Annotated in this window: 24 protein-coding genes; 18 read left to right on the top strand and 6 right to left on the bottom strand. The window is 38.1% G+C overall.

All coding sequences use genetic code 11. The features are described 5' to 3' along the window. Positions 1-34: 34 nt before the first annotated feature. Positions 35-193 carry a hypothetical protein gene (locus G6N06_RS00700; protein ID WP_163514135.1) on the bottom strand — a complete coding sequence of 53 codons (159 nt, stop codon included), beginning with the start codon at positions 191-193 and terminating at the stop codon, positions 35-37. 85 nt (positions 194-278) lie between these two features. Here G6N06_RS00700 and G6N06_RS00695 point away from each other — a divergent pair, with 85 nt between their 5' ends. From G6N06_RS00695 to G6N06_RS00675, 5 genes are all read left to right on the top strand, one after another. Then, positions 279-740, top strand: a complete 462-nt coding sequence (locus G6N06_RS00695; protein ID WP_163514134.1) for a UpxY family transcription antiterminator — start codon at positions 279-281, stop codon at positions 738-740. A 168-nt stretch (positions 741-908) separates the two neighbouring features. After that, positions 909-2,024 carry a GDP-mannose 4,6-dehydratase gene (gene gmd, locus G6N06_RS00690; protein ID WP_163514133.1) on the top strand — a complete coding sequence of 372 codons (1,116 nt, stop codon included), beginning with the start codon at positions 909-911 and terminating at the stop codon, positions 2,022-2,024. A 2-nt stretch (positions 2,025-2,026) separates the two neighbouring features. Continuing rightward, on the top strand, positions 2,027-2,974 hold the full coding sequence (locus G6N06_RS00685) for a GDP-L-fucose synthase family protein (protein ID WP_163514132.1): 948 nt from the start codon (positions 2,027-2,029) through the stop codon (positions 2,972-2,974). 275 nt (positions 2,975-3,249) lie between these two features. Then, the gene (locus G6N06_RS00680; protein ID WP_163514131.1) at positions 3,250-4,641 is read left to right on the top strand and encodes a UDP-glucose 6-dehydrogenase; all 1,392 of its coding nucleotides are present in this window, start codon (positions 3,250-3,252) and stop codon (positions 4,639-4,641) included. Between the two features lie 10 nt (positions 4,642-4,651). Then, on the top strand, positions 4,652-5,674 hold the full coding sequence (locus G6N06_RS00675) for an NAD-dependent epimerase/dehydratase family protein (protein ID WP_163514130.1): 1,023 nt from the start codon (positions 4,652-4,654) through the stop codon (positions 5,672-5,674). A gap of 418 nt (positions 5,675-6,092) precedes the next feature. Here G6N06_RS00675 and G6N06_RS00670 read toward each other — a convergent pair whose 3' ends face one another. Further along, the gene (locus G6N06_RS00670) at positions 6,093-6,320 is read right to left on the bottom strand and encodes a hypothetical protein (protein ID WP_163514129.1); all 228 of its coding nucleotides are present in this window, start codon (positions 6,318-6,320) and stop codon (positions 6,093-6,095) included. A gap of 450 nt (positions 6,321-6,770) precedes the next feature. Between G6N06_RS00670 and G6N06_RS00665 the strand changes: the two genes are divergently transcribed. The 3 genes from G6N06_RS00665 (at position 6,771) to G6N06_RS00655 (ending at position 7,899) form a co-directional block, all read left to right on the top strand. Next, complete coding sequence (locus G6N06_RS00665) at positions 6,771-6,935, top strand: hypothetical protein (RefSeq protein WP_163514128.1); 165 nt, start codon at positions 6,771-6,773, stop codon at positions 6,933-6,935. A gap of 184 nt (positions 6,936-7,119) precedes the next feature. After that, a complete protein-coding gene (locus G6N06_RS00660) occupies positions 7,120-7,566 on the top strand; it encodes a MauE/DoxX family redox-associated membrane protein (protein ID WP_163514127.1) in 447 nt (148 codons plus the stop codon). Between the two features lie 72 nt (positions 7,567-7,638). After that, positions 7,639-7,899, top strand: a complete 261-nt coding sequence (locus tag G6N06_RS00655) for a DUF6520 family protein (protein WP_163514126.1) — start codon at positions 7,639-7,641, stop codon at positions 7,897-7,899. Positions 7,900-8,048: 149 nt separating this feature from the next. Here the strand turns inward: G6N06_RS00655 and G6N06_RS00650 are convergent, their stop codons facing one another. The 4 genes from G6N06_RS00650 to G6N06_RS00635 are packed head-to-tail and all read right to left on the bottom strand — an operon-like array spanning position 8,049 to position 14,284. Next, on the bottom strand, positions 8,049-9,347 hold the full coding sequence (locus tag G6N06_RS00650) for a TlpA family protein disulfide reductase (RefSeq protein WP_163514125.1): 1,299 nt from the start codon (positions 9,345-9,347) through the stop codon (positions 8,049-8,051). A gap of 5 nt (positions 9,348-9,352) precedes the next feature. After that, positions 9,353-9,817, bottom strand: coding sequence for a protein-disulfide reductase DsbD domain-containing protein (locus G6N06_RS00645; RefSeq protein ID WP_163514124.1), 465 nt, complete (start codon positions 9,815-9,817; stop codon positions 9,353-9,355). 17 nt (positions 9,818-9,834) lie between these two features. Then, complete coding sequence (locus G6N06_RS00640; RefSeq protein WP_240337921.1) at positions 9,835-11,262, bottom strand: RagB/SusD family nutrient uptake outer membrane protein; 1,428 nt, start codon at positions 11,260-11,262, stop codon at positions 9,835-9,837. 16 nt (positions 11,263-11,278) lie between these two features. Then, positions 11,279-14,284 carry a SusC/RagA family TonB-linked outer membrane protein gene (locus G6N06_RS00635; protein ID WP_163514123.1) on the bottom strand — a complete coding sequence of 1,002 codons (3,006 nt, stop codon included), beginning with the start codon at positions 14,282-14,284 and terminating at the stop codon, positions 11,279-11,281. 840 nt (positions 14,285-15,124) lie between these two features. Between G6N06_RS00635 and G6N06_RS00630 the strand changes: the two genes are divergently transcribed. From G6N06_RS00630 to G6N06_RS00585, 10 genes are all read left to right on the top strand, one after another. Further along, positions 15,125-15,376 carry a helix-turn-helix domain-containing protein gene (locus G6N06_RS00630; RefSeq protein WP_163514122.1) on the top strand — a complete coding sequence of 84 codons (252 nt, stop codon included), beginning with the start codon at positions 15,125-15,127 and terminating at the stop codon, positions 15,374-15,376. A gap of 666 nt (positions 15,377-16,042) precedes the next feature. Beyond that, entirely contained in the window at positions 16,043-17,104 is a 1,062-nt protein-coding gene (locus G6N06_RS00625; protein WP_163514121.1) for a Fic family protein, read from the top strand. A gap of 736 nt (positions 17,105-17,840) precedes the next feature. Further along, the gene (locus G6N06_RS00620; RefSeq protein ID WP_163514120.1) at positions 17,841-18,737 is read left to right on the top strand and encodes a 3'(2'),5'-bisphosphate nucleotidase CysQ family protein; all 897 of its coding nucleotides are present in this window, start codon (positions 17,841-17,843) and stop codon (positions 18,735-18,737) included. A 290-nt stretch (positions 18,738-19,027) separates the two neighbouring features. Continuing rightward, a complete protein-coding gene (locus tag G6N06_RS00615) occupies positions 19,028-19,984 on the top strand; it encodes a Gfo/Idh/MocA family protein (protein WP_163514119.1) in 957 nt (318 codons plus the stop codon). Positions 19,985-20,079: 95 nt separating this feature from the next. Then, the gene (locus tag G6N06_RS00610) at positions 20,080-20,652 is read left to right on the top strand and encodes an acyltransferase (protein ID WP_163514118.1); all 573 of its coding nucleotides are present in this window, start codon (positions 20,080-20,082) and stop codon (positions 20,650-20,652) included. Between the two features lie 230 nt (positions 20,653-20,882). After that, positions 20,883-21,881 (top strand): NAD-dependent 4,6-dehydratase LegB, encoded by a 999-nt coding sequence (locus G6N06_RS00605; RefSeq protein ID WP_163514117.1) that lies wholly within the window; start codon positions 20,883-20,885, stop codon positions 21,879-21,881. Next, positions 21,874-23,010 carry a LegC family aminotransferase gene (locus tag G6N06_RS00600; protein WP_163514116.1) on the top strand — a complete coding sequence of 379 codons (1,137 nt, stop codon included), beginning with the start codon at positions 21,874-21,876 and terminating at the stop codon, positions 23,008-23,010. Before G6N06_RS00605 ends, G6N06_RS00600 begins: the two co-directional genes overlap by 8 nt. Before the next feature lie 11 nt (positions 23,011-23,021). Next, entirely contained in the window at positions 23,022-23,606 is a 585-nt protein-coding gene (locus G6N06_RS00595; protein WP_163514115.1) for an acyltransferase, read from the top strand. Between the two features lies 1 nt (position 23,607). Beyond that, positions 23,608-24,528, top strand: a complete 921-nt coding sequence (locus G6N06_RS00590; protein WP_163514114.1) for a glycosyltransferase — start codon at positions 23,608-23,610, stop codon at positions 24,526-24,528. Continuing rightward, entirely contained in the window at positions 24,512-25,573 is a 1,062-nt protein-coding gene (locus tag G6N06_RS00585; protein ID WP_163514113.1) for an N-acetylneuraminate synthase family protein, read from the top strand. Before G6N06_RS00590 ends, G6N06_RS00585 begins: the two co-directional genes overlap by 17 nt. Positions 25,574-25,577 lie beyond the last annotated feature (4 nt).

Below are 25,577 nucleotides of genomic sequence, written 5' to 3'. Positions count from 1 at the left end.
TTTTAGGATTACGAATAATTGGGGGTTTTTCATATTATTTTATGGCTATTTCGTGAAGAAGACTTTCAATCGTCCAAAATATAACCATGAATTTCCAATCCATAGTGGTTTGTTTCGCCGGAGCCAGATTTTCGAGATTGGTTGGGTTGGAAGTCCGCAGGAATTCAAATTGATCGGTTAGAAAATGCGCCATCTTAGATTTAGAGGTTTTCAGAAGTCGTGATTTTGTCTCACACTTTCATATCTTTGAACACCCGAATAATCTAAAAGTGAATTTCATGCCCTGGTACGTACTCATAACAAAGCCCAAACACGAACTTAAAGTCGCTGAACGTCTGCAGGAAAATGGTTTCGAGGTCTGTTGTCCCACGCGAATAGAAGTCAGACAATGGAGTGACCGTAAAAAGAAAGTCACAGTGCCACTATTGCCGTCCATGCTGCTCATTAATGTTCCTGATAAGGAGCGTTCTCAGGTTTTTACGGTTCCCGGTGCGCTACGTTATCTTTTTTGGTTGGGAGAACCTGCGGTGGTGCCTGAAAAAGAAGTGCAAGTGCTCAAAGATATTGCCAGTCAGAAACATCAGGTTCTGTCCACCGAGAAAATTGAAATTGGTCGTGAAATTGACTTAAAAGACTTTGGATTGACCGCCAAAAAAGGCACGGTGAAATACATTTCTGGAAACCAATGCTGGGTAGTTTTGCACAAATTGGGCTATGTGATTAAGTTGAAAATTAAATGATTCTGTCAGCCTTTTTATAAATTAATCCTATTTTTGCATCTTTTTGAGCTTAAATTCGGTTAATTTGCTTAAAAATCAATTTACTTAAAAGTCAGGTGGTTGCACGTGGTTCTGGAGCTGCCGACAGCGAAGCTATGAAGTTATTTAAAACTCAATTATATTTTTAAAATGAAAAAAATTGCACTTATTACCGGAATTACGGGACAGGATGGAGCTTACCTAGCTGAATTTCTATTGAATAAAGACTATGAAGTCCATGGTGTCAAAAGACGTTCTTCTTTGTTCAACACTGATAGAATAGATCATTTATATCAGGATTCGCACGAAAAGGATCGGAATTTTTTCCTGCATTATGGCGATCTGACCGATAGTACCAACCTTATAAGGTTGATTAAGGATATTCAGCCCGATGAGATCTATAATCTGGCGGCTATGAGCCACGTGAGTGTATCTTTTGAAGTTCCTGAATATACAGGCAATACAGATGGTTTGGGAACTTTGCGGATCTTGGAAGCTGTCCGTTTGTTGGGCATGGAAAAGAAAACACGGATCTATCAGGCCTCTACATCAGAGCTTTACGGGAAAGTGCAGGAGGTGCCACAATCGGAAACCACCCCATTTTATCCGCGCTCGCCTTATGCAGTGGCGAAAATGTACGCCTATTGGATCACGGTCAATTACCGTGAAGCATATGGGATGTACGCCTGCAATGGTATTTTATTCAATCATGAATCGCCCATTAGAGGTGAAACCTTTGTCACCCGAAAAATAACACGAGCGGTTTCTCGAATTGCCCTCGGTTTGCAAGATAGGGTCTATTTAGGTAATTTGGATGCGAAAAGAGATTGGGGACATGCCAAGGATTATGTCCGCATGATGTGGATGATTCTTCAGGCCGATGAACCTGAAGATTGGGTCATTGCTACCGGAAAGACCACGTCTGTAAGAGATTTTGTAAAAATGGCATTTGCAGAGGTGGGTATAGATGTGGCATTTAAAGGCTCAGGAGTGAAGGAAAAAGCCTTTGTAACGGCTTGCCATGATCAGAAATTCCAATTGCCAATAGGAACTGAAGTGGTAAATGTCGATCCTAAATATTTCAGGCCCACTGAGGTGGATCTTTTAATAGGAAACGCTTCTAAGGCTAAGAATAAACTCGGTTGGGAGCCTCAACTGAACTTGCAGGATTTGGTCAAAGACATGATGAAAAGTGATGTCAAGCTCATGCAGAAGGAACAATATTTGAAAGAAGGAGGTCATAAGACCCTCAACTATTATGAATAACCATGGATAAAAACACGAAAATATATATTGCAGGCCATAACGGGATGGTGGGCTCCGCCGTTTGGCGTGCTCTCAGCCGTTTGGGATATGATAATTTGATAGGAAAAAGCAGCAAGGAACTCGATTTGCGAAACCAAGATGAGGTAGCTCGTTTTTTTAAGCACGAACGTCCGGAAGTGGTGATTGATGCCGCCGCCAAGGTGGGTGGGATCTTGGCCAACAGTGAACATCCTTACCTGTTTTTGATGGAAAATCTGCAAATTCAAAATAATTTGATCGACAGTGCCCATCATCATGAGGTCAAAAAATTCATTTTTTTGGGGAGTTCCTGTATTTATCCAAAAATGGCCCCTCAACCTTTAAAGGAAGAGTATTTGTTGACCGGTAGTTTAGAGCCCACCAACGAATGGTACGCCATTGCGAAAATTGCAGGGGTAAAGGCTTGCGAGGCCATCCGACGACAATTCAATAAAGATTTTGTCAGTTTAATGCCAACCAATCTTTACGGGCCTCATGATAATTTTGATCTGAGAACGTCGCATGTATTACCCGCCATGCTCAGAAAATTCCACGATGCAAAAGCGAATAATGAGCCAGTCGAATTATGGGGCAGCGGGACGCCCATGCGAGAATTCCTTCATGTTGACGATATGGCACAAGCTGTGGTACATGCCCTCGAACATGTACTTCCTGAACATCTCTATAATGTAGGCACCGGAAAAGATGTCACCATTAAAACCTTGGCACACACCATCCAGAATATTGTGGGACACCAAGGAGCCATTCATTGGGACCGTTCAAAACCCGATGGTACGCCACGTAAACTTATGGATGTATCCAAATTGAGCGATCAAGGATGGCAGGCGAAAATTGACTTGGATGCCGGTATAAAAATGACCTACGACTGGTTTTTGGAAAACCAAAAATCTATAAAAATGAATGTATTATAGAAAGACGAGATCATGAAGAACCGAGGTTTTTTGTAAATTTCGCATTTGAAAAAGAATAGAGACTGAAGATTGAAGATTGATGAATGTTGATTTAAGACCCGCCCGAACGTGCCTTTTCCTGCCCGAATGATTTCGTTCAGGCGGGCGGTACGGGCGGGTTGTTGAAGTTAGACTGAAGACTGAAGACTGAGGACTGAGGACTGAGGACTGAAAACTGAAAACTGAAGACTACTTTAGATTGCCAGAAATGAATGAATTAAAAATAAAATAAAAGCATGAAAATTAAAAACATCTGCTGTATTGGCGCAGGTTATGTAGGAGGACCTACCATGGCGGTCATCGCACAGAAAAATCCCGACATTAAAGTTACTGTTGTAGATATCAATGCAGCTCGTATTGCCGCCTGGAACGATAAAGACTTGGACAAATTGCCAATTTATGAACCGGGCTTGGATAAGGTGGTTGCTGAGGCTAGAAACCGAAATTTGTTCTTCAGCACAGATGTCGATGCGGCCATTGAAGCGGCCGATATGATTTTCATTTCAGTCAACACACCTACCAAAACTTACGGTCAAGGGAAGGGGATGGCTGCCGATTTAAAATATATTGAGTTATGTGCACGGCAAATTGCAAAGGTTGCCAAAACCGACAAGATTGTTGTAGAAAAATCGACACTCCCAGTGAGAACTGCCCAGGCCATTAAAAGCATTTTGCACAATACCGGAAACGGGGTCAAATTCCAGATTTTATCTAATCCGGAGTTTCTGGCGGAGGGCACTGCCGTTCAGGATCTTGTTGCCCCAGATCGGGTGCTTATTGGTGGGGAGCAAACCAAGGAAGGACTGGAAGCTATTCAGGCCTTGGTGGATATTTATGCCACTTGGGTGCCTTTGGAAAATATCCTGACCACAAACCTCTGGTCGTCCGAATTATCAAAATTGACCGCTAACGCCTTTTTGGCACAACGCGTATCGTCTATCAACGCCCTTTCAGAATTGTGTGAGGTGACCGGAGCCGATGTCAATGAAGTCGCCATCGCCATTGGTAAAGACAGTCGGATCGGGCCTAAATTTTTAAAGGCTTCGGTAGGTTTCGGAGGGTCTTGTTTCCAAAAGGATATTTTAAATCTGGTCTATATTGCAAAGTCTTATGGATTGAACGAGGTGGCCGATTATTGGGAACAAGTCATAATAATGAACGACTATCAAAAACGTCGTTTTGGATCCAAAATCATCCAAACCCTTTACAACACCATTTCTGGTAAGAAAATCGCCTTCTTGGGTTGGGCCTTTAAAAAGGACACCAACGACACCCGGGAGTCGGCGGCCATTTATGTGGCAGACCAACTTATGGAAGAGCAGGCCAATATCGCAGTCTATGATCCTAAAGTGACGGCACAACAGATGCAATCCGATCTCAATTATCTCAATACACGTCCTGAAGATGATAATGAAAGTCAACTCACGGCCGAACATGATCCTTATGAGGCCTGTAAAGATGCGCATGCCGTTGCCGTTTTAACCGAATGGGACGAATTTAAAACCTACAATTGGCAAAAAATATATGATGAGATGAAAAAACCGGCTTTCGTATTTGACGGACGCGGGATTTTGGATAAGTCAAGCTTGGAAACCATCGGATTCCAAGTATATGCCATCGGAAAATAACACTAAGACCATGTCAAAAACAATATTGGTTACCGGAGCGGCCGGATTTATCGGCTTCCACGTCTCTAAAGTCCTTTTGGAAAAAGGGCACAGGGTCATAGGGCTTGACAATATTAACGATTACTATGATGTCAATTTAAAATTGGCGCGTTTGGACGTGTTGGGAATTGACAAAAAAGAAGCCGCCCAAGAATTGAATTACACCTCAAGCACCACTTATGGCGATCGAATGATTTTTGTTAAAATGCATTTGGAAGACCGAAATGCCTTACCAAAGCTTTTTGAAACTTATGCTATCGACGTCGTTTGTAATTTGGCCGCTCAGGCCGGAGTGCGATATTCCTTAGAAAATCCCGAAGCCTACGCCGATAGTAATCTGACCGGATTTTTAAATATTTTGGAATGCTGTCGCCATTATAAAGTTCCCAAATTGGTCTATGCCAGCAGTTCCAGTATTTATGGCAATAGTGATGCGGTGCCTTTTGAAGAAACAGCCATTGTGGATCATCCCATTAGCTTGTATGCTGCAACCAAAAAGGCCAACGAATTGATGGCACATGCCTACAGTCATTTATACGGCTTTGAGACCATTGGTCTACGCTTTTTTACGGTGTACGGCCCTTGGGGAAGACCCGATATGGCCATGTTCTTGTTTACGGAGGCCATCATCAACAACAAACCCGTCAAGGTGTTTAATAATGGCGATCTCTCCCGTGATTTCACCTATATCGACGATATCGTCGCCGGGGTAATCACCACCCTATTGGATACTTCAATCAATACTTCAAAATACAAACTCTACAATATAGGCAACAGTCAGCCGGTCCAACTTTTGGAATATATTGAGGCCATAGAAAAAGCCCTGGGCAAAACCGCCATCAAAGAGATGATGCCCATGCAACCTGGTGATGTCAAACAGACCTATGCCAATGTCAACTTATTGAAAAAAGACTATAACTATCAACCGAATACGGAAGTAGCGGAAGGTATTGCGGCTTTTGTGGCGTGGTATCGGGGGTTTTATAATAAATGAATTAGAATTAAGACTGCTTCGCTGTTGGTATTTAGTATAGAGTATCAAGAATCAAGAATCAAGAATCAAGAACCAAGAACCAAGAGCCAAGACCCAAGAGACGTTTGAAATATAATTATGAAATACTGACTGTAGATTGCTTGACCCTCTGCAATACCTCGCAGATACGGAAACTCAATGAGTAGCGTCATTGCGAAGCCGTAGCAAACTCATAGATGGGTTACCCCTTTGGCGCATACTAAATACCCCTCTCTGCCTAGTAAAAGGTAAGATCGTCCAGAGTTCCTTCGACCTTGATTAAGCTTCTTAATTTTGCCATTATTTTTAAGTTTGTGAGGACATTATCTATTTGTCCTCGGATTATACAATTTGTTTGTTTTAGAACCAGTCCTGGGTGCGTAAAACATCGGACTCTGTTTTATATATCCAGTTTTGAATCCAAGGCTAAATTATAGGTAATACCCTGAGGTGATTTGTCATTGTTGCCGTAATGGTGCAATGTCTCTGAAGAGGAATGATTTTTTGTTCTTTCCCTATTTTTACGATAATCCGTACTATTCTGCTTCTTTTTGATCTTTTCGTCACTATCTCCATCTGTGCCGTTTGTTGCCTTTTGTGCCAAAATGCCCATGTTATGAATATACATGGAGTATCTCTATGAGCTTGACCCATCCTGACGATTGTACTTATGGTTTGTGGATTTGTTGTTGACCAGTCCTAAAAATAACTATACAGGTTATTGAATAAATCCTGATATAATTATACAATTAAATAGGAGTATAAATAAATAGGAGTATAAAACCTTAATTCTCCTCCTTCCCAAGGAGGAGTGGATGCAATTACCAAAGAGGAATTGCAGGCGAAGTGGTTCGTTCTAGTGGTTATTAGCTTTTTCCATCAACAAAATAAAAGCGTTCAATCAAATTATAGCAGTATTCCAAAATTCTCCTCCTTTTCAAGGAGGAGTGGCTGCAATTTCAGAAAAGAAATTGCAGACGAGGTGGTTTGTTCTATCCATTATTGCTTACTTCCAAGCAACAACCTCCACCATTTAACCGTATTAAATCATTGCAGCCCACCTTAATTCTCCGCCTTAATGGACGCTATTTCGAGTCTTAAAGAAGGAAACATCTTTTACGGTCCGAGTGTGAATCAGGTGCCACGTAAAAATTTGGCGCTCGATTTTGACGATGACCAATGTGACCGGCAGATCCTGTATCGGCTTTCATTGGGAGTCAGCACGGCCACCATTGAATGCTGAAAGCGACATTTGAAAGAAATTTTTGATGTATTCGACTAGGAAGACCAGAAACTACTGGTGCAGGCGCGAGCTTGGATTCATATAAAAATTTGATGGCTTTGTCCTTAATTTTGATGCTAATTCCCTCATGTTTGCTGATTTGGCACTATTAATTTAGTTACCGTTAAACAGCTCTAAAAAAGTGATGTCCTATCGAAGAAAACATACAGGCCAAATTCTTATCACCAACTCTTTGGCTCTGTTGTTTATCTCTCTTTTTGCTTATGCTGCCTTAAACAAACCTTTTAGCTATTCCGTTTTTAAAGATCAGTTGTCTCAAGTGCATCCAATAGCCCAGGCTGCTACTTTTCTGGCGTGGACGATTCCTTTGTTTGAACTTATGGTGGTGGTCTTGCTGCTATGGCCATCACTCAGACATTGGGGTTTTTTTTCGTTTTTGGGATTGATCCTGTTATTTACTGGGTATCTCATATACACGCTTTATTTCAGCCTCTATAATCCGTGTTCATGTAGGGGTGTTATTTCGGGAATAGATTGGCGGAGCCACATCTTATTTAACTTGTTTTTTATTGGTTTGGCGGTGCTCGGCATCTTGCTTGAGCCTTCTAAATCATCAGAAAAACAACAATAATACTACGTAGTGACAGGGGGAAGGTCGAAAACCTGTACAATAGAGTAGATCGTTAATTTAAATTTTAATATTATGAAAACTAAAGTTTTAAAAAGCGTATTGCCTATTATTGCAATAGTGTTTGCGATGGGTTTGGCATTTGCAACAGAAGCTAAGAGTACTTCCCAAACTGGGTATTACGATGATCCGTTTATCCCTGGTGTACAATCAGTAACGACTGATTGTGTTAAACACCCATTTGGAGATTTATGTAAGACACAGGAAGGCTATCAGCTTTACGCTACGCCTGAACTTGGCTCTATCGAAAACAATGAATTGAGAAAGAATAATTAATGCATTGCCTTTGATCAGAAAAGGCGTCCTTATCGGATGCCTTTTCTTGTTGTGTAAAAACAAACCAGCATTATGCCTTTCTAATAAGAGGTTATTTGCCTCAACTGTTCTTCATTGCACTTTCGCATTATATTAATGGTCGAATGAGTTTATAATTCTAAATATTTACGGATCAAAGATTCTAATTGCGATAGTTCAATTTTATTTTCTACAATTTTTCCTTCAGTATCTAATAACCACATCGTGGGCAGCACTTTTATTTGATACAATGAATGATAACTGACAGTAGCGTCTTTACCTCCATCCAAATACTGAGGCCAATCTGCATTGGCTTTATTCAATATTTTTTTAATATTATCTCTTGATTTATCCCCATCTGCAGCAACCCCAATTATTTCAAAGCCTTTTTCTTTGTACTTATCATATATAGCTTTTAATTGTGGCATAGCAGCTATACAGGGCGGACAACGTGTAGACCAAAAATCGATTAGAATGACCTTACCTTTCATTTTAGAAAGGTCAACATACTTCCCGTCAAAAGCGGTGAAAGCCATTTCGATAGGTTTGTTGGTCGAATTCTTTTCCCAGGCTTCGATTGCTTTTAAATTGTTGGCTAAACCTAAATGTAATGCTTCAGTTCCTTTTCGATTGGATAATAAATTGTTTTTTTCCAATTCAAAAATAAATCTATCGGTGTAGTCCTTAGCCAGCTTGGGGGAGAAACCTCTAATATCATCAAGTATTGCTTGTATAAATTTGGCTAAGGTGACAGAATCGGGATAGGTATCCCGAAGTTCTTCTAAACGCAACTGCATGGATTCCCAATAAAACTTTTCAAAAGAATCCCAGTAATCCTGTTCATTCGAATCCTTAATTAAATAAGCATAATTATTACTCGCCAAGATATAATCCCGGTTGAATAACAAAATTGCAATTTTCACTTTGCGTTCGTCTGGAGCGTTTGAGTTAAGGATTTTATTCACATATCCCTTCCCTTTGTTCAGCCAACGCTTTTTAGCCTTTTCATCTACCGGCAATAAACGGTAGGCTTTTGCCCAAGCATTTGTGTCTCCTTTTCTAGGTAACTTGGATATAATCTCAGCCTTTTCCTTATCAATTTTTTCAGGTATGAACCTTGGGGCGAAATACGAGCTGAGAAATAATTGCAACGCCTCATCATAATGCGGATTATCAGGATATTTATCTAGAAAATCTTCAGCTAATTTAGAGCGACTGGCATAGAGTTTGTCTACATATATTAGATATTCCAGAAGGTTCATATTATCTACTTCATTACATTCTTCTGGAGCTTTGCAAAAAAAGTTCTTCATTTGATTCAAATATTCCCAATCTTTTTGTCCATTTGATTCTGGATTATTTTGCGCATATATATTAGATATTAAACCTATATATAGAATCGTAAAAATGTAGTTTATTTTTATTTTCATAATGTTCATGGTGTCGTTTGTATATTAAATTCGAAATTTTCAGTAACCATAAGACACTTGTTTTCTGTTGTACTACATAGCTGATAGTCATAATAGCCTTTAACAACAGTGTTATCTGATCTTATTTTTATTTTTTGTTGAAATTGGCCTGCCTTATCAAAATAATTTACCTGTACCTGAAAAATGGGATCATACTTCTGTCTTGATCCTATGGGTATAACAGGTCCTAAAAGCTTATATCCAGTATCTGGCTCAAATAGGAAAGACGCAGGTAAGGGGCCTAATTCATAATTTTGGATATTACTGTAGATATGCCAATTATCAGGGATAGTGATGGTAAATGTTAGTGTCGCTTCATCACCCTTCTTTAGGATGGTTTTTGACACCATATATTGAGCTTTAGCAGGTGAAATAGTTTGGGCAGATAACGTCAAATTAGTTAGGATGGACAGCATAAATAAGGTTTTCATATTAAAGATTTTTATTATTAATAGCCTGAATTTTGAGGTTTCAAATTTGGATTTAGTCTTAGTTCAGTTTCCGGAATGGGTAATAGGACATTTGTAGGCCTCCAGTTAGGTTTGATTGCCCTTAAAGCCTCATCCGCTCGTCCTATCCTGTTGAGGTCGAACCATCGATGGCCATGTTCTGTAAATAATTCCACTCGGCGTTCCTGATGAATGGCATCAATGAGTGCCATGGCATCAGTAGTTGCTATATCATTCAAACCTGCTCGATTACGAATAGTATTTAAATCGTTTTGGGCATCTGAAATAGCGCCTAAATGAGCGCGAGCCTCGGCACGTATTAGATATTGCTCTGCCAATCTGAAAATGATGGAGTACTCTAACGAATTGGCAGTGGTGTTAATCGTTTCTTTATACTTATAGGGATAATAGATGGTAGTTAAACCATCTGTGCTGGTAATGCTATTTATCCAATTAGTTGCTCTCAGGTCACCCGTTTCAAAAGCTGTCAATAAACTATCGGAAAGTCCATAACCTTGAGTGGGCACAAAATTTATTACCAATATTTGCCCCTCTTGGGTGTTTTTTATATTTTTCCCTTCGGGTTTAAATTGCCATATGGTTTCTGAGGCGTGTTTTAAAAACACCTTTTGAACGTCTGTTTCTAAAGTGAAAGTACTGATCAACTTACTTGATGTCTCTTCAGCCTTTTCCCATTTTTGGGTGTATAAATACATTCTAGATAACAAGGCATTTGCTGCTGACTGATTTGGTATCACCCGTTCTTTTGAAGCGTCTGAGCTGTCCAAAAAAGTAATTGCATTATTAAGATCAGCTATTATGTGTTCGTATACTTTTTGTACCGGCATCCGGATTTCCTTGCTATTCGATGCATGGTCAGTGGTAGATACATATGGTATGTCACCAAAAAGTGCTACCAATAAACTATGCATGTATGCGCGTACAAAAAATGCCTGCCCCTTATATTGGGCTTTAGTCTCCGGCAATAGTGTGGTTGAATTATCTATGCCTTCAATGATATCATTAGATGCATAAATAATATTATATGCGTGATTCCACCAGCTGGATATTGTAATGTCGTTCGCAAATACATTATGATTATATAGGTTTAATTGATTGTTGTTGTTTCCGTAATATTCTAGCTCGTCAGTATAAATGCCCAAAGCTATACTCAATCCGAAATTTCCTGAAACCATTCCTCCTTCCCTCATTTTATAATATATATTAGCCAATGCAGACTCTATTGTAGCGTCACTCTCAAAGATGCTTTCTGTTATTATAGTATTGTTAGGTGGATCGATTTCTACAAATGACTCACATGAGATCATGCCAAGTATCAAAAAGCAGGCGAATATTTTAGTTAGCATCTTTGGGTTTTTCATATCCCAAGTGCTTTTTAACTTTTTCCTATATCTATTATCTTTCATATCTATAAAATTTGAATTAAAAACTTAATTGGACTCCTAGAGTCAATTGTCTAAGTGGAGGCAAGATGGCATTGGAAGTTTGTTCTGGATCCGCCACGTCCAATCCGGTAATGGTCAGTATGTTTTGACCTTGTACATAAACAGTAAAATCTAGGTCAGATGGCATGTGTTTAGGTACTTTATAACTAAGCAAAACATTTCGTAAACGAATAAATGAACCGTCGGAAACTGCTGCGTTGCTCATGCTCTGGTTTTGTCCTCCTAAACCGGCACCGGGATATCTTCCAAAAGTTGCGCGCTGTATCGGTGCCATATCGCCTGTTTGCTGCCAGCGGTTAATTAAATTTACGGAACCATTTTCCCTTAGGCCCGCCGATGCTCCGCTTGCTAAACTGTTGTATGCTTTTTGCTTTTTGAATTGGAAAAAGAATTCCATTGACAAATTCTTGTAACTAAAAATATTTCCTAATCCTCCATAAAATTTCGGTGCAAAATCTACAATCCACTGTCTGTCCTCCGCACTGATATTTCCATCGTCATTATAATCTTCAAATTGATATAAGCCTGTGTCAGGATTAACCCCTAAGGCATGATATAGATGCACAATGGTTAAAGGTTGGCCTATGATATATTTATTTGAAAATGTAGAGCTTTTTAAATCTGGAAATTTCAAAAGTTTATTTTTAGCTTGAGTAAAGTTAAATGTGGTTGTCCACTGTAAGTTTTTATTTATGATTTTTACAGCACTAAATTCCATTTCGAATCCTGTATTTTCAACAGTAGCTTCAAAATTACTTACCAAGCTATTAAAACCTGTAGTAGCTGCTAAGGGGACGCCGATGAGTTGGTTGGATGAGCGGTTGCGATACCATGATGTATTAATCAGTATTCGGTCTTTAAAAAGGCCGAATTCGAAACCTAATTCTATTTTTTTATTCGTTTCCCATCTAAAATTAGGATTAAAAACCCCAGTGGGTTCTAATACCGAAGTGCCGTTGTAGTCAAAGCCCGTGGTACTATAGGTCCCTAAAAACCTATAGTCCCCAATATTGTCACTGCCAGTGGTTCCATAACTCCCTCTGATTTTACCAAAACTTAACCAGGTATTCTCATTGAATAAGGCCTCTTTTGAAAAGCACCATGCCGCACCTACAGCTCCAAAATTGCCAAATTGTTTATTCGGTCCAAATCGAGAAGAGCCGTCACGCCGCCCCGTCAGGTTAATAAAGTATTTAGATTGGTAGTTTAGGTTAATTCGCCCGAAATATGCCATGTATTTGTATTCACTATAGCTGTTTTGAAGTGCTTCTAGCGAACTTGCAGCAGACGGGTTAAGTATTAATTGGTTGTTCGGGAATCCTCTTGCTCTTTGCACTGATTGGGTTGAGGTTTCTTTCTGGAATGTACTACCTATTAATATATTTGCACGGATATTTTTCCATTGCTGTTCCCAATTTAGTTGAGGTTCAATAATCCAGGATTTTCGTTGTCCTTTATTGGTTGTTAGAGAAGAAAAGCTCGAATCAACCCCATCATTTGGGTTTAATGCTGAACTCGGAAAGATGATATAAGATTCTAAATCATAATTGTTAAAACCAAAATTGGATTTGAACTCTAGGTTGTCCATTAATGAATACGACACAGTCATATTTGCCATTAAGGTATTTATTAAGGCATTATATTGACGTTTAAGTCTGGCAAGAGGATTTGCCCATGTTCCATTCTCCCAATTTAAGTTGCCGTTATTATCAAATAGCTTGGGTGCGTTTGGTTCGAGGGTGTTCGCCAAAACGGTAAAATCGGCACTAGGTAATTGATTGTCTTCGAACGTAAAACTGGCAGTGCTAACTAGTGTGAAGCGTTGATTAGCAGACTGGTGGTTGATAGCATTATTAATGGACGTCTTTTTATAATTGGAATCACCCGGAAATACTGTCGTCTCCTTTAGGTGTGTGGCTCCAGTTAAGAATTGTGTGTTTTCTTTCCCGCCAGATACAGACAATCTAAAATTATTTCTAATGGCAGTACCACCTATAAGATTTTTTTGCCAATCGGTGTAGCGCGTTTGACTCCAACTTTTTAGATCGGGCCAAATAAAATCGAAGTTAGGATTTTCCAAAAAAGCTCCAAATCCATCGTTAATAATGGCCTCTTTTCGTATCTCAAGGTATTGTTGAGTATTCATTAGTTTTCTAAAGCCTGTCACTTGTCCGAGTGAGGTACTCATGTTCGTGTTTACTATAGTCTTTCCTTGTTTACCTTTTTTTGTAGTAATTAATACCACACCGTTGGCGCCACGAGACCCATATATCGCTGTGGCATCCGCATCTTTTAACACTTCAATACTCTCAATACTATTAGGATCAATAGCATTTAAGGGGCTTACAAGAGAACCATTAATACCCGCAGAAACATCAGGAGCTTCTAAGGATTGGGAGCCGTAGGGAACACCATTTACTATAAATAATGGGTTTGTACTTCCATTTATAAAGTTTTTTCCACGAATTTCGATGCTGTAACCCCCTCCAGGTACGCCGGTAGATTGTACAATATTTACCCCTGAAAGATGACCTTGCATAGCTGCGAGTGGATTATTGATAGGTTGGGTCTCTATCTCTTTAGCGGTAATCCTGGATATGCTTCCGGTTTTCTCACGGTCAGTAGTAGTATAGTAACCAGCGTTAATTTGTACTTCACCTAATGCGGTAGCATCCTCCTGTAAGGTGACATTTATGGTTGTACGATTTTGAATGGGGATGGTAACTGTAGTATACCCCAAATAGGATATTTGGAGCGTGTCTGTGGCCTTGGCGGTGATGCTGTAACGCCCGTCAAAATTTGATACTACACCTTTTTTGGTGTTTTTAATAAGAACATTGGCGCCGGAGATAGGCAATTGGCCATCGGTAACCTTGCCAGAGACCAAGAGGTCTTGGGCTGTGAGGGGCAGGGTGAACATTAAGAAAAGAAGATTGCAGCCAAAAATACGCCGCCATCTTACTGATTTATGATTTTTTGTCATAGTTTTGTAATGGTTAAAGTGATTGATTAATTTTAACTTTTGGCCTGCTCCAATGTCGTCGAAAACTTGGGAGTGGGCTTTTTTACCGTAATATATTATCGGTAGGGTTGATTATTAAGTATAAAAAAGAGTGCAGTTATAGGCTTTGCAGCATAAATATGTTTAATTATACCGCATAACTTTTGGTGGCATCGGGCCGGCCAAAAAAGGCATGCTGGTCCTGGCGCGGCCATATCCACGTTTGACTAACTCATTTTATACCTACCGACAGGCGATGCTGCGGAAACCGTCGTGCTATTAATCCGGGATTAAAAAAGATTGATTGAGCAAGGGGATTCTAAGAGGTTACAACCGGAATCAAAAAGGAAAGGTGCTTCCCCAAGCTTTTAGGTTAAACTGGGTTTTTTGGCTTTTGGGCATAGATAAGATCAAAGAGTGACAGTCCTGGCCTATGGTACCCAAGCTGGTTGAAGTTTGGAAATCTTTGTTTTTTCATACCTTTTAGTAATTACCTAATTAAACACAATTTTGTAAGTAGAGTATGCGCATAAAAAAGGCGCAGAACTCAACTTACTGCGCTGGCGGTACTGGTATACCTTGTGTACAGATAAGAGAGCCCACGCCTAGGTCGTGAGCAATCTGCTTATCCTCTCGTACACGTTAAATTACCAGTTTTCCAGCGCGAGATTCAAAGCGAATGCTTCTAAATTTTATAGAAATGCTATCGCAAAAATAAATATTGCATTCGGTTTTAAGGGAATGCAAAGCGAATATATAAAATATTAACATAGTAACCTACAGGTTACCAAAAAAAATTAATGATATGGTGAATTTTATGGAATGAAAGCTATCAACTTTAATTCAGAAAAAAAGAAATTTGGAGACCATGTAAGACGACTTAGAGAGCGTTTAGAAAGTTCAGACTATGAGGGGAGGTCTATTTCACAACAAGAGATTGCTGATAAAACCTCCCTAATAACTAAGAAGACTCTTGGAAAAATAGAAAGAGGTGAGACAAATCCAAAATTTGAGACTCTTATTGCTCTTACAATTTTATTGAAGGTTTCTTTAGTTGAATTGATGGATTATTAGTAAGGATGTTAGGGCGGTTCTCGTTATTGTTGGAAAAAACAGTCCGCCGATCCTGAAACCTGGCGGGCTCAAGCGTTCCGCTCGAGCCTGAGTTATTCGGGTTGGTATTGGTGTTTTCCACTTATGCCATTGTTGATGTTTTCCACCAACAACGTTAGGCCTTTATTGAGAATGGGGACGTCATTTATTAATTGGAAGGTTGTATCTAAAGATTACTAACAATTGATTATTTTTAAATTTAGATATTCCCACAATCGCTTAGGCTAAAGATGGGCAGGAGTGAATGCTTCGCATTTGCCGCGTCGCTCCTTCGTCACTCTCTGCCTGGACGGCAGACAGACATGGAATGACGCTTGTGTGGGAACGACTGGATACCGTTGATTTCTTGATAAAAGGCCACTTTTAGGAAGTAACATTGTGCTCCATTTCCGATTGGAGCAGCGGAGGCGTCAAGGTTACTGTTGCCGTGATGTAATCAATAGGTTAGTTTCTCATTGGACTTAACCTTAGATTCTTTCTATTAATTATCGTTGATTGATGCAGTGCTGCAGCAATTTGAGAAACATACAAATGTGTATAGATATGTTACTTTTTTTTTCACATAAGTATGATGTGTATAGAAAATCCAATTATCTTTACACGTATATAGGTGCAAAATAATAGACAATGAATTGGAAACTCCAAAACCTGCCTTATTCTGTTGACTTAGAAACTCTAAAGGTGCTTAAGCTTTTACCGGAAGCACATAGGGCTTTAGCCGAATTAAAGGGAGTTGCCCAATCAATTCCTCGACAGGATATTTTAATAAATACGTTGGCCATACAGGAGGCGAAAGATAGTTCGGAAGTAGAAAATATTGTAACGACCCACGATGAGATTTACAAAGCCAGTATGGGTATAGAGAGTGTGACCTCTAGTCAGGCCAAAGAAGTGCAGAACTATATAGTGGCCATGAAAACAGGTTTTGCTACCGTAGCTAAGAATCATTTTTTATCCATAAATCACATTAAGCAAATTCAGCAAATACTGAAAAAGAATAATGCGGGGTTCAGAAAGGTGCCTGGAACCACACTTAAAAACAAACAAACTGATGCTATTGTTTATACGCCGCCCCAAAGTCATGAGGACATTGTAAAACTCATGCAAAACCTGGAGGTCTTTATTAATGTAGAAGAAAATTTACCTATAGACCATCTTATTAAAATGGCGCTGTTCCATTTTCAATTTGAAAGTATTCATCCATTTTATGATGGCAATGGGCGTACGGGAAGAATTTTAAATATTTTATACCTTATACAATATCAATTATTGGATACTCCTATTTTGTATCTGAGCAAATATATTATCCAACATAAAAACCAGTATTATCAGTTGCTGCAGAAGGTGCGCGATACTGGAGAATGGGAAGACTATTTATGTTATATGCTTACCGCCATCACCGAAACGTCAAAAGACACTTTGGAGAAAGTGAGGAATATCAAAAAAGCCATGGCAGACTATAAGATGCTCTTGCGTGACAATTATAAATTTTACAGTCAAGATTTATTGAATCATTTGTTTAAGCAGCCATACACCAAAATAGAATTTTTGCAAAATGAGCTACATATATCTCGTATAACGGCGGCCAATTATTTAAATCAGTTGGCTACTGATGGACATTTGGTAAAACATAAAATTGGACGTACCAATTATTATGTCAACCATGCAGTACTTAAAGCCTTGAATTAACTTTAAATGGGATGGTTTGCATTTAGAAGTCAGAGAAATGTTTGGAGATTCTGAAGGCACTATTTAAACGTGTTGATACGAGTAGAGACGTGACAATCTCATGGTATTGGCGGTGCAACTTAAAGATTACGAACAATTGATTATTTTTAAATTTAGGTATTCCCGCAATCGCTTAGGCTAAAGACGGGCAGGAGTGAATGCTTCGCATTTGCCGCGTCGCTCTCTGCTTGGACGGCAGATAGACTCGCATTGACGCTTTGTTGTACTCCTTGATTGGGTGTGAGATGTGGCTGGACCCCCAGCCCCTAAAGGGGAAGAGATGGGAAATGGCTTTCACTTGTCAGGGTGAGCGCAGTCGAACCCCGTTGTTTGTCATTAATTGTATTGTTGTGTAACAAGCCCTTCGACTGCACTCAGGGTGACAGCGCTATGTCAGGGTGAGCGCAGTCGAACCCCATTATTATAAGGAACTGTGTTTTTGTGTATGATGCTCTTCAACTGTCCTTTGTGTCCACTAAAAACAGGTTGTTCAGGGTAGTATGCGTTCTAAGTATGAATAAGAAGTAAATAATTAAATGCTGACCTCAATTAATTTTAAATTATCTTTATGGAACGTTTGCAGTCCGCAGTCCGCAGTCCGCAGTCGGCAGTTGGCAGTCGGCAGACGGTAGTTATACTATTTATAACCAATAATAATCAACAATTAACAATTATAAACCTGAATTCTTGACATCTTATGCCTAACACCTCTCTGCCCGTCCGTAAGAATTTGGCGAAGACGGGACATCTAAAAACCGCCATCACCGCCGCCCTGGAAGCCGGAAAAGTCATTTTGGACATCTATCATTCCGATGATTTTGAAGTGGAACTTAAAAGCGACCACTCCCCGTTGACCAAAGCCGATGTGGCCGCTCATCATGTCATCCTATCGCATTTAAAGCCGACCAACATTCCTGTGCTTTCAGAAGAAGGGAAATCCATCCCCTACGGCGTGCGAAAGGAATGGAAGCAATTATGGATGCTCGACCCCATAGATGGCACCAAAGAATTCATTAAACGCAATGGCGAATTCACTGTCAACATCGCTCTGATTGAAAATCGGAAACCTGTATTGGGCATCATTTTCGTTCCCGTTACAGGGGATTTGTATTTTTCCTGGACGCCACTCAGGCAGGAAATTGAAATTGAACTTGCCCGCCCTTCGGACGTGCAAGCGATCCCTGGCGCATATAAAGTCAACGTCAATCTCACTAATTATAATTTGGATGATGTTATTGCTGAAGCCGTAAAATTACCATTACCCAGAACAAACAACATATTTACCATTTTGGCCAGTCGCTCACATCCCTCTGAGGCCACAGAAACGTATATACACCAGCTAAAACAAAAATACGGTGAAGTTGAGGTGGTTACCAAGGGCAGTTCATTAAAGTTTTGTCTGATTGCAGAAGGTCAAGCCGATTGCTATCCAAAATTTGGACCTACCATGGAGTGGGACACTGCGGCGGGACAGGCCATTTGTGAACAGGCCGGGATAGAGGTTTTGGATTGGATTTCTAAAGAGAATATGATCTATAATAGGGAAGACTTATTGAACCCTTGGTTTATAGTACAGAAACAAATGCCAATTTAAAATGGGAATTCCTCATTATTGTTGTAGTTTTGCAGCCGATTAAAACGCTTTTTTAGCGTTTTATGTTTTATTATAAGCCATTGGTCTTCATTGCATTAAATATTTTAATGTGAGTGAGAGTGGCGAAGCCATTTCAAGAGTTGGTTGTTTCTGATCTGGTTAGCGATATCATAAAATAAACACTTTATATAGGTTTAATAATTAGCTTTCGCTGTTTGGCGATAGGAAAATCATTGATAAGGTTTTTTAACGCTATTTTTAAATTTTAATCAAATAATTGGACTAAGTAAATGAAAAATTTCGCACTTATTGGAGCCTCAGGTTATATTGCTCCAAGACATATGAAAGCTATAAAAGAAACGGGTAATACCTTGATTGCCGCACTTGATCCGTATGATGGTATTGGTATTATGGATAGTCATTTTCCTCAGGCCAGTTTCTTTACGGAGTTTGAGCGTTTTGATCGCTTTGTGGATAAATGGCGAAGGGATAGCGGGAATAAAATTGACTATGTATCTATCTGTTCTCCAAATTATTTACACGATTCGCATATTAGATTTGCATTGCGTAGCGGTGCTGATGCTATTTCTGAGAAACCATTAGTGCTCAACCCATGGAACGTAGATCAGTTGAAAACGATAGAAAATGAAACGGGTAAAAAGATCAATAACATTCTTCAGTTGAGATTGCACCCCACTATTATCGCGTTAAAAGAGAAGGTTGCCAGGGAATTGGAACAGAATCCAAACAGAGTATATGATATTGACCTGACCTACTTAACTTCAAGAGGAAAATGGTATTTTGTGTCCTGGAAAGGCAATGAAGCAAAATCAGGAGGGATCGCCTCCAATATTGGTGTTCACTTTTTTGATATGTTGTGTTGGATTTTTGGTGATGTCTCGGAAAATATTGTGCACTCAAAAACACCAGATGCCAATGCTGGCTTTTTAAAATTAAAGCATGCCAATGTCAGATGGTTTTTATCGGTAAATTTTGATTATATTCCAGATGCCGTTAAGAATAAAGGTCTCACAACTTATCGTTCCATCACTGTTGATAATGAGGAGATAGAATTTAGTGGAGGATTCACCGATCTGCATACCAAGAGCTATGAAGAAATATTAAAAGGCCATGGTTTTGGATTAGAGGAAGCTTATGGCTCAATTAATACCGTTTCTACAATTAGAAACCTTGAAGCTATTGGACTGAAAGGCGATTATCATCCATTTTGTAAAAAAATTATATAATTTATTTACGCTGCTTATGATTTTCTGTTGTTTTAAATCCCTAACCCACCCGTACCGAAAAGGCACGTTCGGACGAGTCCCTAATCCCTAATACTATGAGCGATTTTTTTGTACACGAATCAAGTTATGTTGATGATAATGTAGTCATTGGTAAGAATACCAAAATCTGGCATTTTTCACACATTCTATCATACACCCGTATTGGTGAAAACTGTTCTTTTGGTCAGAATTGTGTGGTTGGGCCAAGAGTGACTATTGGTAACGGCGTAAAAACGCAAAACAATATTTCTATATATGAAGGAGTAACCATTGAGGACGATGTTTTTTTGGGGCCTTCCATGGTCTTTACAAATGTCATCAACCCAAGAAGTTTTATTGTAAGACGTGAAGAATTTAAAAAAACATTACTAAAAAAAGGTTGTTCAATTGGTGCCAATGCAACCATTGTGTGTGGTAACACTATAGGTGAATATGCCTTTGTTGGGGCTGGCACCGTGGTTATTCATGATGTCCCAGATTATGCGTTAATTGTTGGCAATCCTTCCCGTCAAATTGGTTGGGTCAGTAGGGCTGGGCATAAATTGAACTTTAATGCAGATAATCTCGCAACCTGCCCAGAGACTAAAGAAAGATACCTCATTGAAGAAAATAAGGTAAAGTTGTTTTAACTTTAAAGTTATAGCTTTAAAAAGAAAATATAGAACAATCTGAGTTAGTAAAATAACATTTTAACCGTTTAACGAAACATATTATAGTAGCAAGTTTTATTAAAGAAAGCCAATGAAATTGAGCTTATGAATGATGGATGTAGAGTAATTGCCTATGATCATGCAAAAAATACGGTGATAGGGATTAAACGAAGAAATATATAGATACAAAAAAAAGTCAAATAAATAAGATGATTTTAAATAATAAAAAAATATTGGTTACTGGAGCCGACGGCTTTATTGGAAGTCATTTAGTTGAGAAATTAATTGATGATGGACATGAAGTAAAAGCGTTTGTTTATTATAATTCTTTTAATTCTTGGGGATGGCTTGATAGTTTTCCGAAAGAAAAACTAAATAAAATTGAGATTTTTTCTGGAGATGTACGAGATCCAAATGGAGTACGGACTGCTATGAAAAACTGCGATATTGTTTTTCATTTAGCGGCATTAATAGCCATTCCTTATTCTTATCATTCTCCAGATAGTTATGTCGATACAAATGTAAAAGGCACTTTAAATATAATTCAAGCGGCTAAAGATTTAGGAGTTGAAAGGGTTTTGGTAACATCTACTTCAGAAGTTTATGGAACTGCACAATATGTTCCAATTGATGAAAAACATCCGAAACAGCCTCAATCACCCTATTCAGCTTCGAAAATTGGTGCGGATTGTATGGCAGATTCATTTTACCGATCCTTTGACATGCCTATAACTATTGTGCGACCTTTTAACACCTACGGACCAAGACAATCTGCGAGAGCAATTCTTCCTACAATAATTACTCAGCTACTAAATGGGTTTGATGAAATTAACTTGGGAGATTTGACTCCTACTAGAGATTTATTATATGTTAAAGACACGATCAACGGTTTTATTAAAATTGCTGAAACCGACAGTTTAATTGGACATGAATGTAATATAGCAACAAGCTCTGAAATTTCTATGCAGAAAATGGCTGACGCCCTAATAGAACTGATCAACCCTAATGCAAAAATTATTCAAGATGAAGATAGAATGCGACCAGAAAAATCAGAAGTGTTTCGATTGTTTGGAGATAATTCGAAGCTCATAAAACATACCAACTGGAAAGTTGAACATAGTCTTGAACAAGGTTTACAAGAAACAATTGATTGGTTCTCTGATAAAGAAAATTTAAAACACTATAAAGCAGATATATATAATGTTTAACGACGTTGTGAATTTTATAAAATCTCAATTTCCTAATCGCGATTTCATTCCGCTACACGAACCACGTTTTATTGGTAATGAAAAAAAATATCTTTTAGACACTATAGATTCGACGTTTGTTTCTTCAGTAGGTGCCTATGTTGATAAGTTTGAGAATATGATGCAGGATATTACCAAAACCAAAAAGGCCGTGGCGGTTGTTAACGGGACAGCGGGAATCCAGGTTGCTTTGCGTTTGATTGGAGTGAAAAGTGGAGATGAAGTTTTAACTCAAGCCCTTACTTTTGTGGCGACAGCCAATGCAATTGCATATAACCAAGCCAAACCAGTTTTCTTAGATGTTGATCGGGACACAATGGGGTTGTCTCCAGATGCAATTCAAAACTTCTTAGAAGAGTATGGTGACCTTCGAGAAGATGGCTGCTATAACAAGAAGACTGGAAATCGTATTGCTGCTTGTTTACCAATGCATACTTTTGGTTTCCCAGTTCGTATTGATGAAATAATAAAAATATGCAGTCTTTGGAAAATTCCAGTAGTAGAAGATGCGGCAGAATCTTTAGGAAGCGAATATAAAGGGCAGCAGACTGGAAGTTTTGGAGAGGTAGGTGTTTTCTCTTTTAATGGAAACAAAATTGTAACTAGCGGAGGAGGTGGAGCAATAGTTACAAATAATACTGCCTTAGGAATTAGAGCGAAATATTTAACCACTACGGCAAAGCAGCCTCATGCCTACGAGTATGTTCACGATAGTTTGGGATATAATTATAGGATGCCGAATCTCAACGCAGCTTTGGCTTGTGCACAACTTGAAAAGCTTAACTGGTTTCTTGAGAAAAAGAGGGAGTTGGCAAAAAGCTATGAAGAATTTTTTAAAGGATCAGATACTGTATTCAGGACAGAATTGCCGGAAACAAAAGTTAATTATTGGTTGATGTGTGCGGAACTTGAAAATAAAAATGCCAGAGATCTGTTTTTAAAAGAAACCAATGAAGCAAAGGTAATGACAAGACCAATCTGGGAATTGATGTTTAAATTACCTATGTATAAAAACTGTTTTAAAGATGAACAAATTAATGCCATGTTTTTGGTGGATAGAGTTGTAAATATTCCAAGCAGTGTTAAATAAAATCAGATAAAATGCTAAAAAGTAAATACTATACCGAAAATGAATTGTCAGATTTTGGGTTTAAGAAAATCGGAAAGAATGTAAAAATTTCATCGGACGCAAGAATTTATGGACAAGAAAACATTTCCCTCGGAAATAATGTGAGGATTGATGATTTTGTAATTTTATCAGCTACACATGGCTTTATAGAAATGGGGAATAATGTTTTTATAGCTAGGGGGTGTCATTTGAGTGGTTTTTTTGGAATTGTTCTAAAAAATTTTTCAAGTATGGCAGCCAATACAATAATTTATAGTGCTTCTGATGATTATTCAGGAAACTATCTTACAGCACAATCAATACCTCAAGAATATACTTCACACATTGGAGGCCTAGTGACCATTGGTAAGCATGTTATTATTGGGGCAGGAACTGTTATTATTGGAGGTTGTCATATTGCAGAAGGCTGTAGCATTGGATCAATGTCTTTAGTAACAAAAGATTTGGAAGAATGGAGTGTTTATGCTGGAATACCTGCCAAAATATTAAAGAAACGAAGTAATAAGTTGCTTGAGTTGGAGAAGAAGTTAATTAATGATAGACCTGAATTCGGATAACGTGAAAAAATCTAGCCATGTACTGTTAACGACTGTTTTTCCTGCGTCAGAAAGCTATTTGGATGATTTTTTTATTTCCTTACAGAAGCAAACCAATGCAGATTTTGATGTTTTGGTTATTAATGATGGTATTGAGAATTTTGAAATTTACAAAGCTAAATATACCAGTTTAAATATTATTGAAATTAAAGCCGCCGAATCTCCAGCGAAAAATAGAGAAATAGGTATTAATACGGTATTAGAATTAGGGTATAAGTATATTGTATTTGGTGATAGCGATGATTATTTTTCGGAAAATAGAATTGAAAGATCTATTGAATCTTTAGAGGAGAACCATTTGGTTTTTAATGAATTAACTGTTTTTGGCGAAAGTTTTAGAAGCGAAAACTTTTTAGAAAAGAAAATTAAAAACTTAGATAAGATATCAGAAACAATATTCGATGGTAATGTTTTTGGCCTTTCGAATATAGCGGTTCGATCCGAAATAATTTTAAGTCGATTGGATTTTGATGAAAATTTAATCGCTGTAGATTGGTTCTTTATAACGACTTTAATCATACATAACAATTATAAAATAAAGTTTTTAGGAGACGTTCAAACACATTACAGACAATATAACAACAATACTATTGGAATGTCATTGCTGTTAACAGACCAAAAATTAGAACTGGGAATTAGAGTAAAGGAAATACATTATTCAGCTTTAATTAGATATTGTAAAAACCATGCTTTGGAAAAATATACATCATTATTTGAAAATAAACTTAAGCAAATTCAGAATCTAAAAATAAAATTGAAAAATGATGCCTTTAAAAGGAGATATATGAAATTAATAAATTCAAATATTGAATCAATTTTCACAGGCTGGTGGAGTGAAATAATAAATTTAGAAACCTATTTTAAATATGAAAATAAAAATTAATAGTTCGAAAGAAATATTTAATTATTCAGAACCCTATATTATTGCTGAAATTGGAGCCAATCACAACGGAGATATGGATTTGGCAAAAAAGATAATTGATAGTGCCAAAGAATGTGGCGCAGATGCAGTTAAATTTCAATCATGGACACCAAGCTCGCTTGTCTCTAAAAGTGAATATGATAAGAACCAATCCTATGATGATGGTGATGGTGGCAAAAAGCATTTTGGTTCATTAAAAGAAATGGTCGAAAAGTATGCTTTAACAGAAGGTCAGCATTTTGAATTGAAGGACTATTGTAAAACTGTGGGAATTGATTTTTGCTCATCGCCATTTTCCAAGAACGAAGTCGATTTACTTATAAAACTGGAAGTGCCTTTTTTAAAAATTGCGTCAATGGATATTAACAATTTAGAATTGTTAAAACATATGGCAAAATATCAAAAACCAATTATCCTATCCACAGGAATGTCGACTATTTCAGAAATAGAAAGAGCAGTAAAAACAATTGAAAATGAAGGTAATACACAGATTATTATTTTGCATTGTATTTCAATATATCCTCCAAAAAATGAAGATATTCATTTAAATAATATTAAAATGTTACAACAGACCTTTAATTATCCAATTGGATTCTCTGACCATACAATCGGAACGTCCATTCCACTTGCAGCAGTAGCACTTGGAGCTTGTGTAATTGAGAAACATTTCACGTTAGATAAGGATATGCCGGGTTGGGATCATCAAATATCTGCAGATCCGAGAGAGCTGAAGGAGATTGTTAGGGAAAGCAAAAATATACAACAGTCACTTGGAAGTTTTACTCGAGTTGTCTCCGCAGATGAAGAAAGTAAAAAGCTTAAATTCAGAAGAAGCATTGTTGCAGGTAAAAAATTGAGAAAAGGAGATATGATTAAATTGGAGGATCTTGAAGTAAAACGCCCAGGATCTGGTATTTCTCCTGATGAAATAAAATATGTTGTTGGTAGAACTCTGAAAAATGATGTAGAGGCAGATACTTTATTAGGATGGGAGAATTTAAATTAATATA

It is taken from the genome of Gelidibacter japonicus (assembly GCF_010725055.1).
Taxonomy (GTDB): domain Bacteria; phylum Bacteroidota; class Bacteroidia; order Flavobacteriales; family Flavobacteriaceae; genus Gelidibacter; species Gelidibacter japonicus.
The sequence above is the reverse complement of the archived record's forward strand: the minus strand, read 5'-3'. Positions and strand labels throughout refer to the sequence as shown.

Excerpts from the sequence above, each read along its gene's own strand:
- G6N06_RS00585 (WP_163514113.1), top strand. The coding sequence starts at position 24,512 with ATGAAAATAAAAATTAATAGTTCGAAAGAAATATTTAATTATTCAGAA.
- G6N06_RS00650 (WP_163514125.1), bottom strand. The coding sequence starts at position 9,347 with ATGAAAATAAAAATAAACTACATTTTTACGATTCTATATATAGGTTTA.
- G6N06_RS00670 (WP_163514129.1), bottom strand. The coding sequence starts at position 6,320 with ATGTATATTCATAACATGGGCATTTTGGCACAAAAGGCAACAAACGGC.
- G6N06_RS00615 (WP_163514119.1), top strand. The coding sequence starts at position 19,028 with ATGAAAAATTTCGCACTTATTGGAGCCTCAGGTTATATTGCTCCAAGA.
- G6N06_RS00640 (WP_240337921.1), bottom strand. The coding sequence starts at position 11,262 with ATGAAAGATAATAGATATAGGAAAAAGTTAAAAAGCACTTGGGATATG.
- G6N06_RS00625 (WP_163514121.1), top strand. The coding sequence starts at position 16,043 with ATGAATTGGAAACTCCAAAACCTGCCTTATTCTGTTGACTTAGAAACT.
- G6N06_RS00680 (WP_163514131.1), top strand. The coding sequence starts at position 3,250 with ATGAAAATTAAAAACATCTGCTGTATTGGCGCAGGTTATGTAGGAGGA.
- G6N06_RS00630 (WP_163514122.1), top strand. The coding sequence starts at position 15,125 with ATGAAAGCTATCAACTTTAATTCAGAAAAAAAGAAATTTGGAGACCAT.
- G6N06_RS00595 (WP_163514115.1), top strand. The coding sequence starts at position 23,022 with ATGCTAAAAAGTAAATACTATACCGAAAATGAATTGTCAGATTTTGGG.
- G6N06_RS00685 (WP_163514132.1), top strand. The coding sequence starts at position 2,027 with ATGGATAAAAACACGAAAATATATATTGCAGGCCATAACGGGATGGTG.
- G6N06_RS00635 (WP_163514123.1), bottom strand. The coding sequence starts at position 14,284 with ATGACAAAAAATCATAAATCAGTAAGATGGCGGCGTATTTTTGGCTGC.
- G6N06_RS00675 (WP_163514130.1), top strand. The coding sequence starts at position 4,652 with ATGTCAAAAACAATATTGGTTACCGGAGCGGCCGGATTTATCGGCTTC.
- G6N06_RS00700 (WP_163514135.1), bottom strand. The coding sequence starts at position 193 with ATGGCGCATTTTCTAACCGATCAATTTGAATTCCTGCGGACTTCCAAC.
- G6N06_RS00600 (WP_163514116.1), top strand. The coding sequence starts at position 21,874 with ATGTTTAACGACGTTGTGAATTTTATAAAATCTCAATTTCCTAATCGC.
- G6N06_RS00665 (WP_163514128.1), top strand. The coding sequence starts at position 6,771 with ATGGACGCTATTTCGAGTCTTAAAGAAGGAAACATCTTTTACGGTCCG.
- G6N06_RS00610 (WP_163514118.1), top strand. The coding sequence starts at position 20,080 with ATGAGCGATTTTTTTGTACACGAATCAAGTTATGTTGATGATAATGTA.
- G6N06_RS00645 (WP_163514124.1), bottom strand. The coding sequence starts at position 9,817 with ATGAAAACCTTATTTATGCTGTCCATCCTAACTAATTTGACGTTATCT.
- G6N06_RS00695 (WP_163514134.1), top strand. The coding sequence starts at position 279 with ATGCCCTGGTACGTACTCATAACAAAGCCCAAACACGAACTTAAAGTC.
- G6N06_RS00660 (WP_163514127.1), top strand. The coding sequence starts at position 7,120 with ATGTCCTATCGAAGAAAACATACAGGCCAAATTCTTATCACCAACTCT.
- G6N06_RS00655 (WP_163514126.1), top strand. The coding sequence starts at position 7,639 with ATGAAAACTAAAGTTTTAAAAAGCGTATTGCCTATTATTGCAATAGTG.
- G6N06_RS00605 (WP_163514117.1), top strand. The coding sequence starts at position 20,883 with ATGATTTTAAATAATAAAAAAATATTGGTTACTGGAGCCGACGGCTTT.
- G6N06_RS00620 (WP_163514120.1), top strand. The coding sequence starts at position 17,841 with ATGCCTAACACCTCTCTGCCCGTCCGTAAGAATTTGGCGAAGACGGGA.
- gmd (WP_163514133.1), top strand. The coding sequence starts at position 909 with ATGAAAAAAATTGCACTTATTACCGGAATTACGGGACAGGATGGAGCT.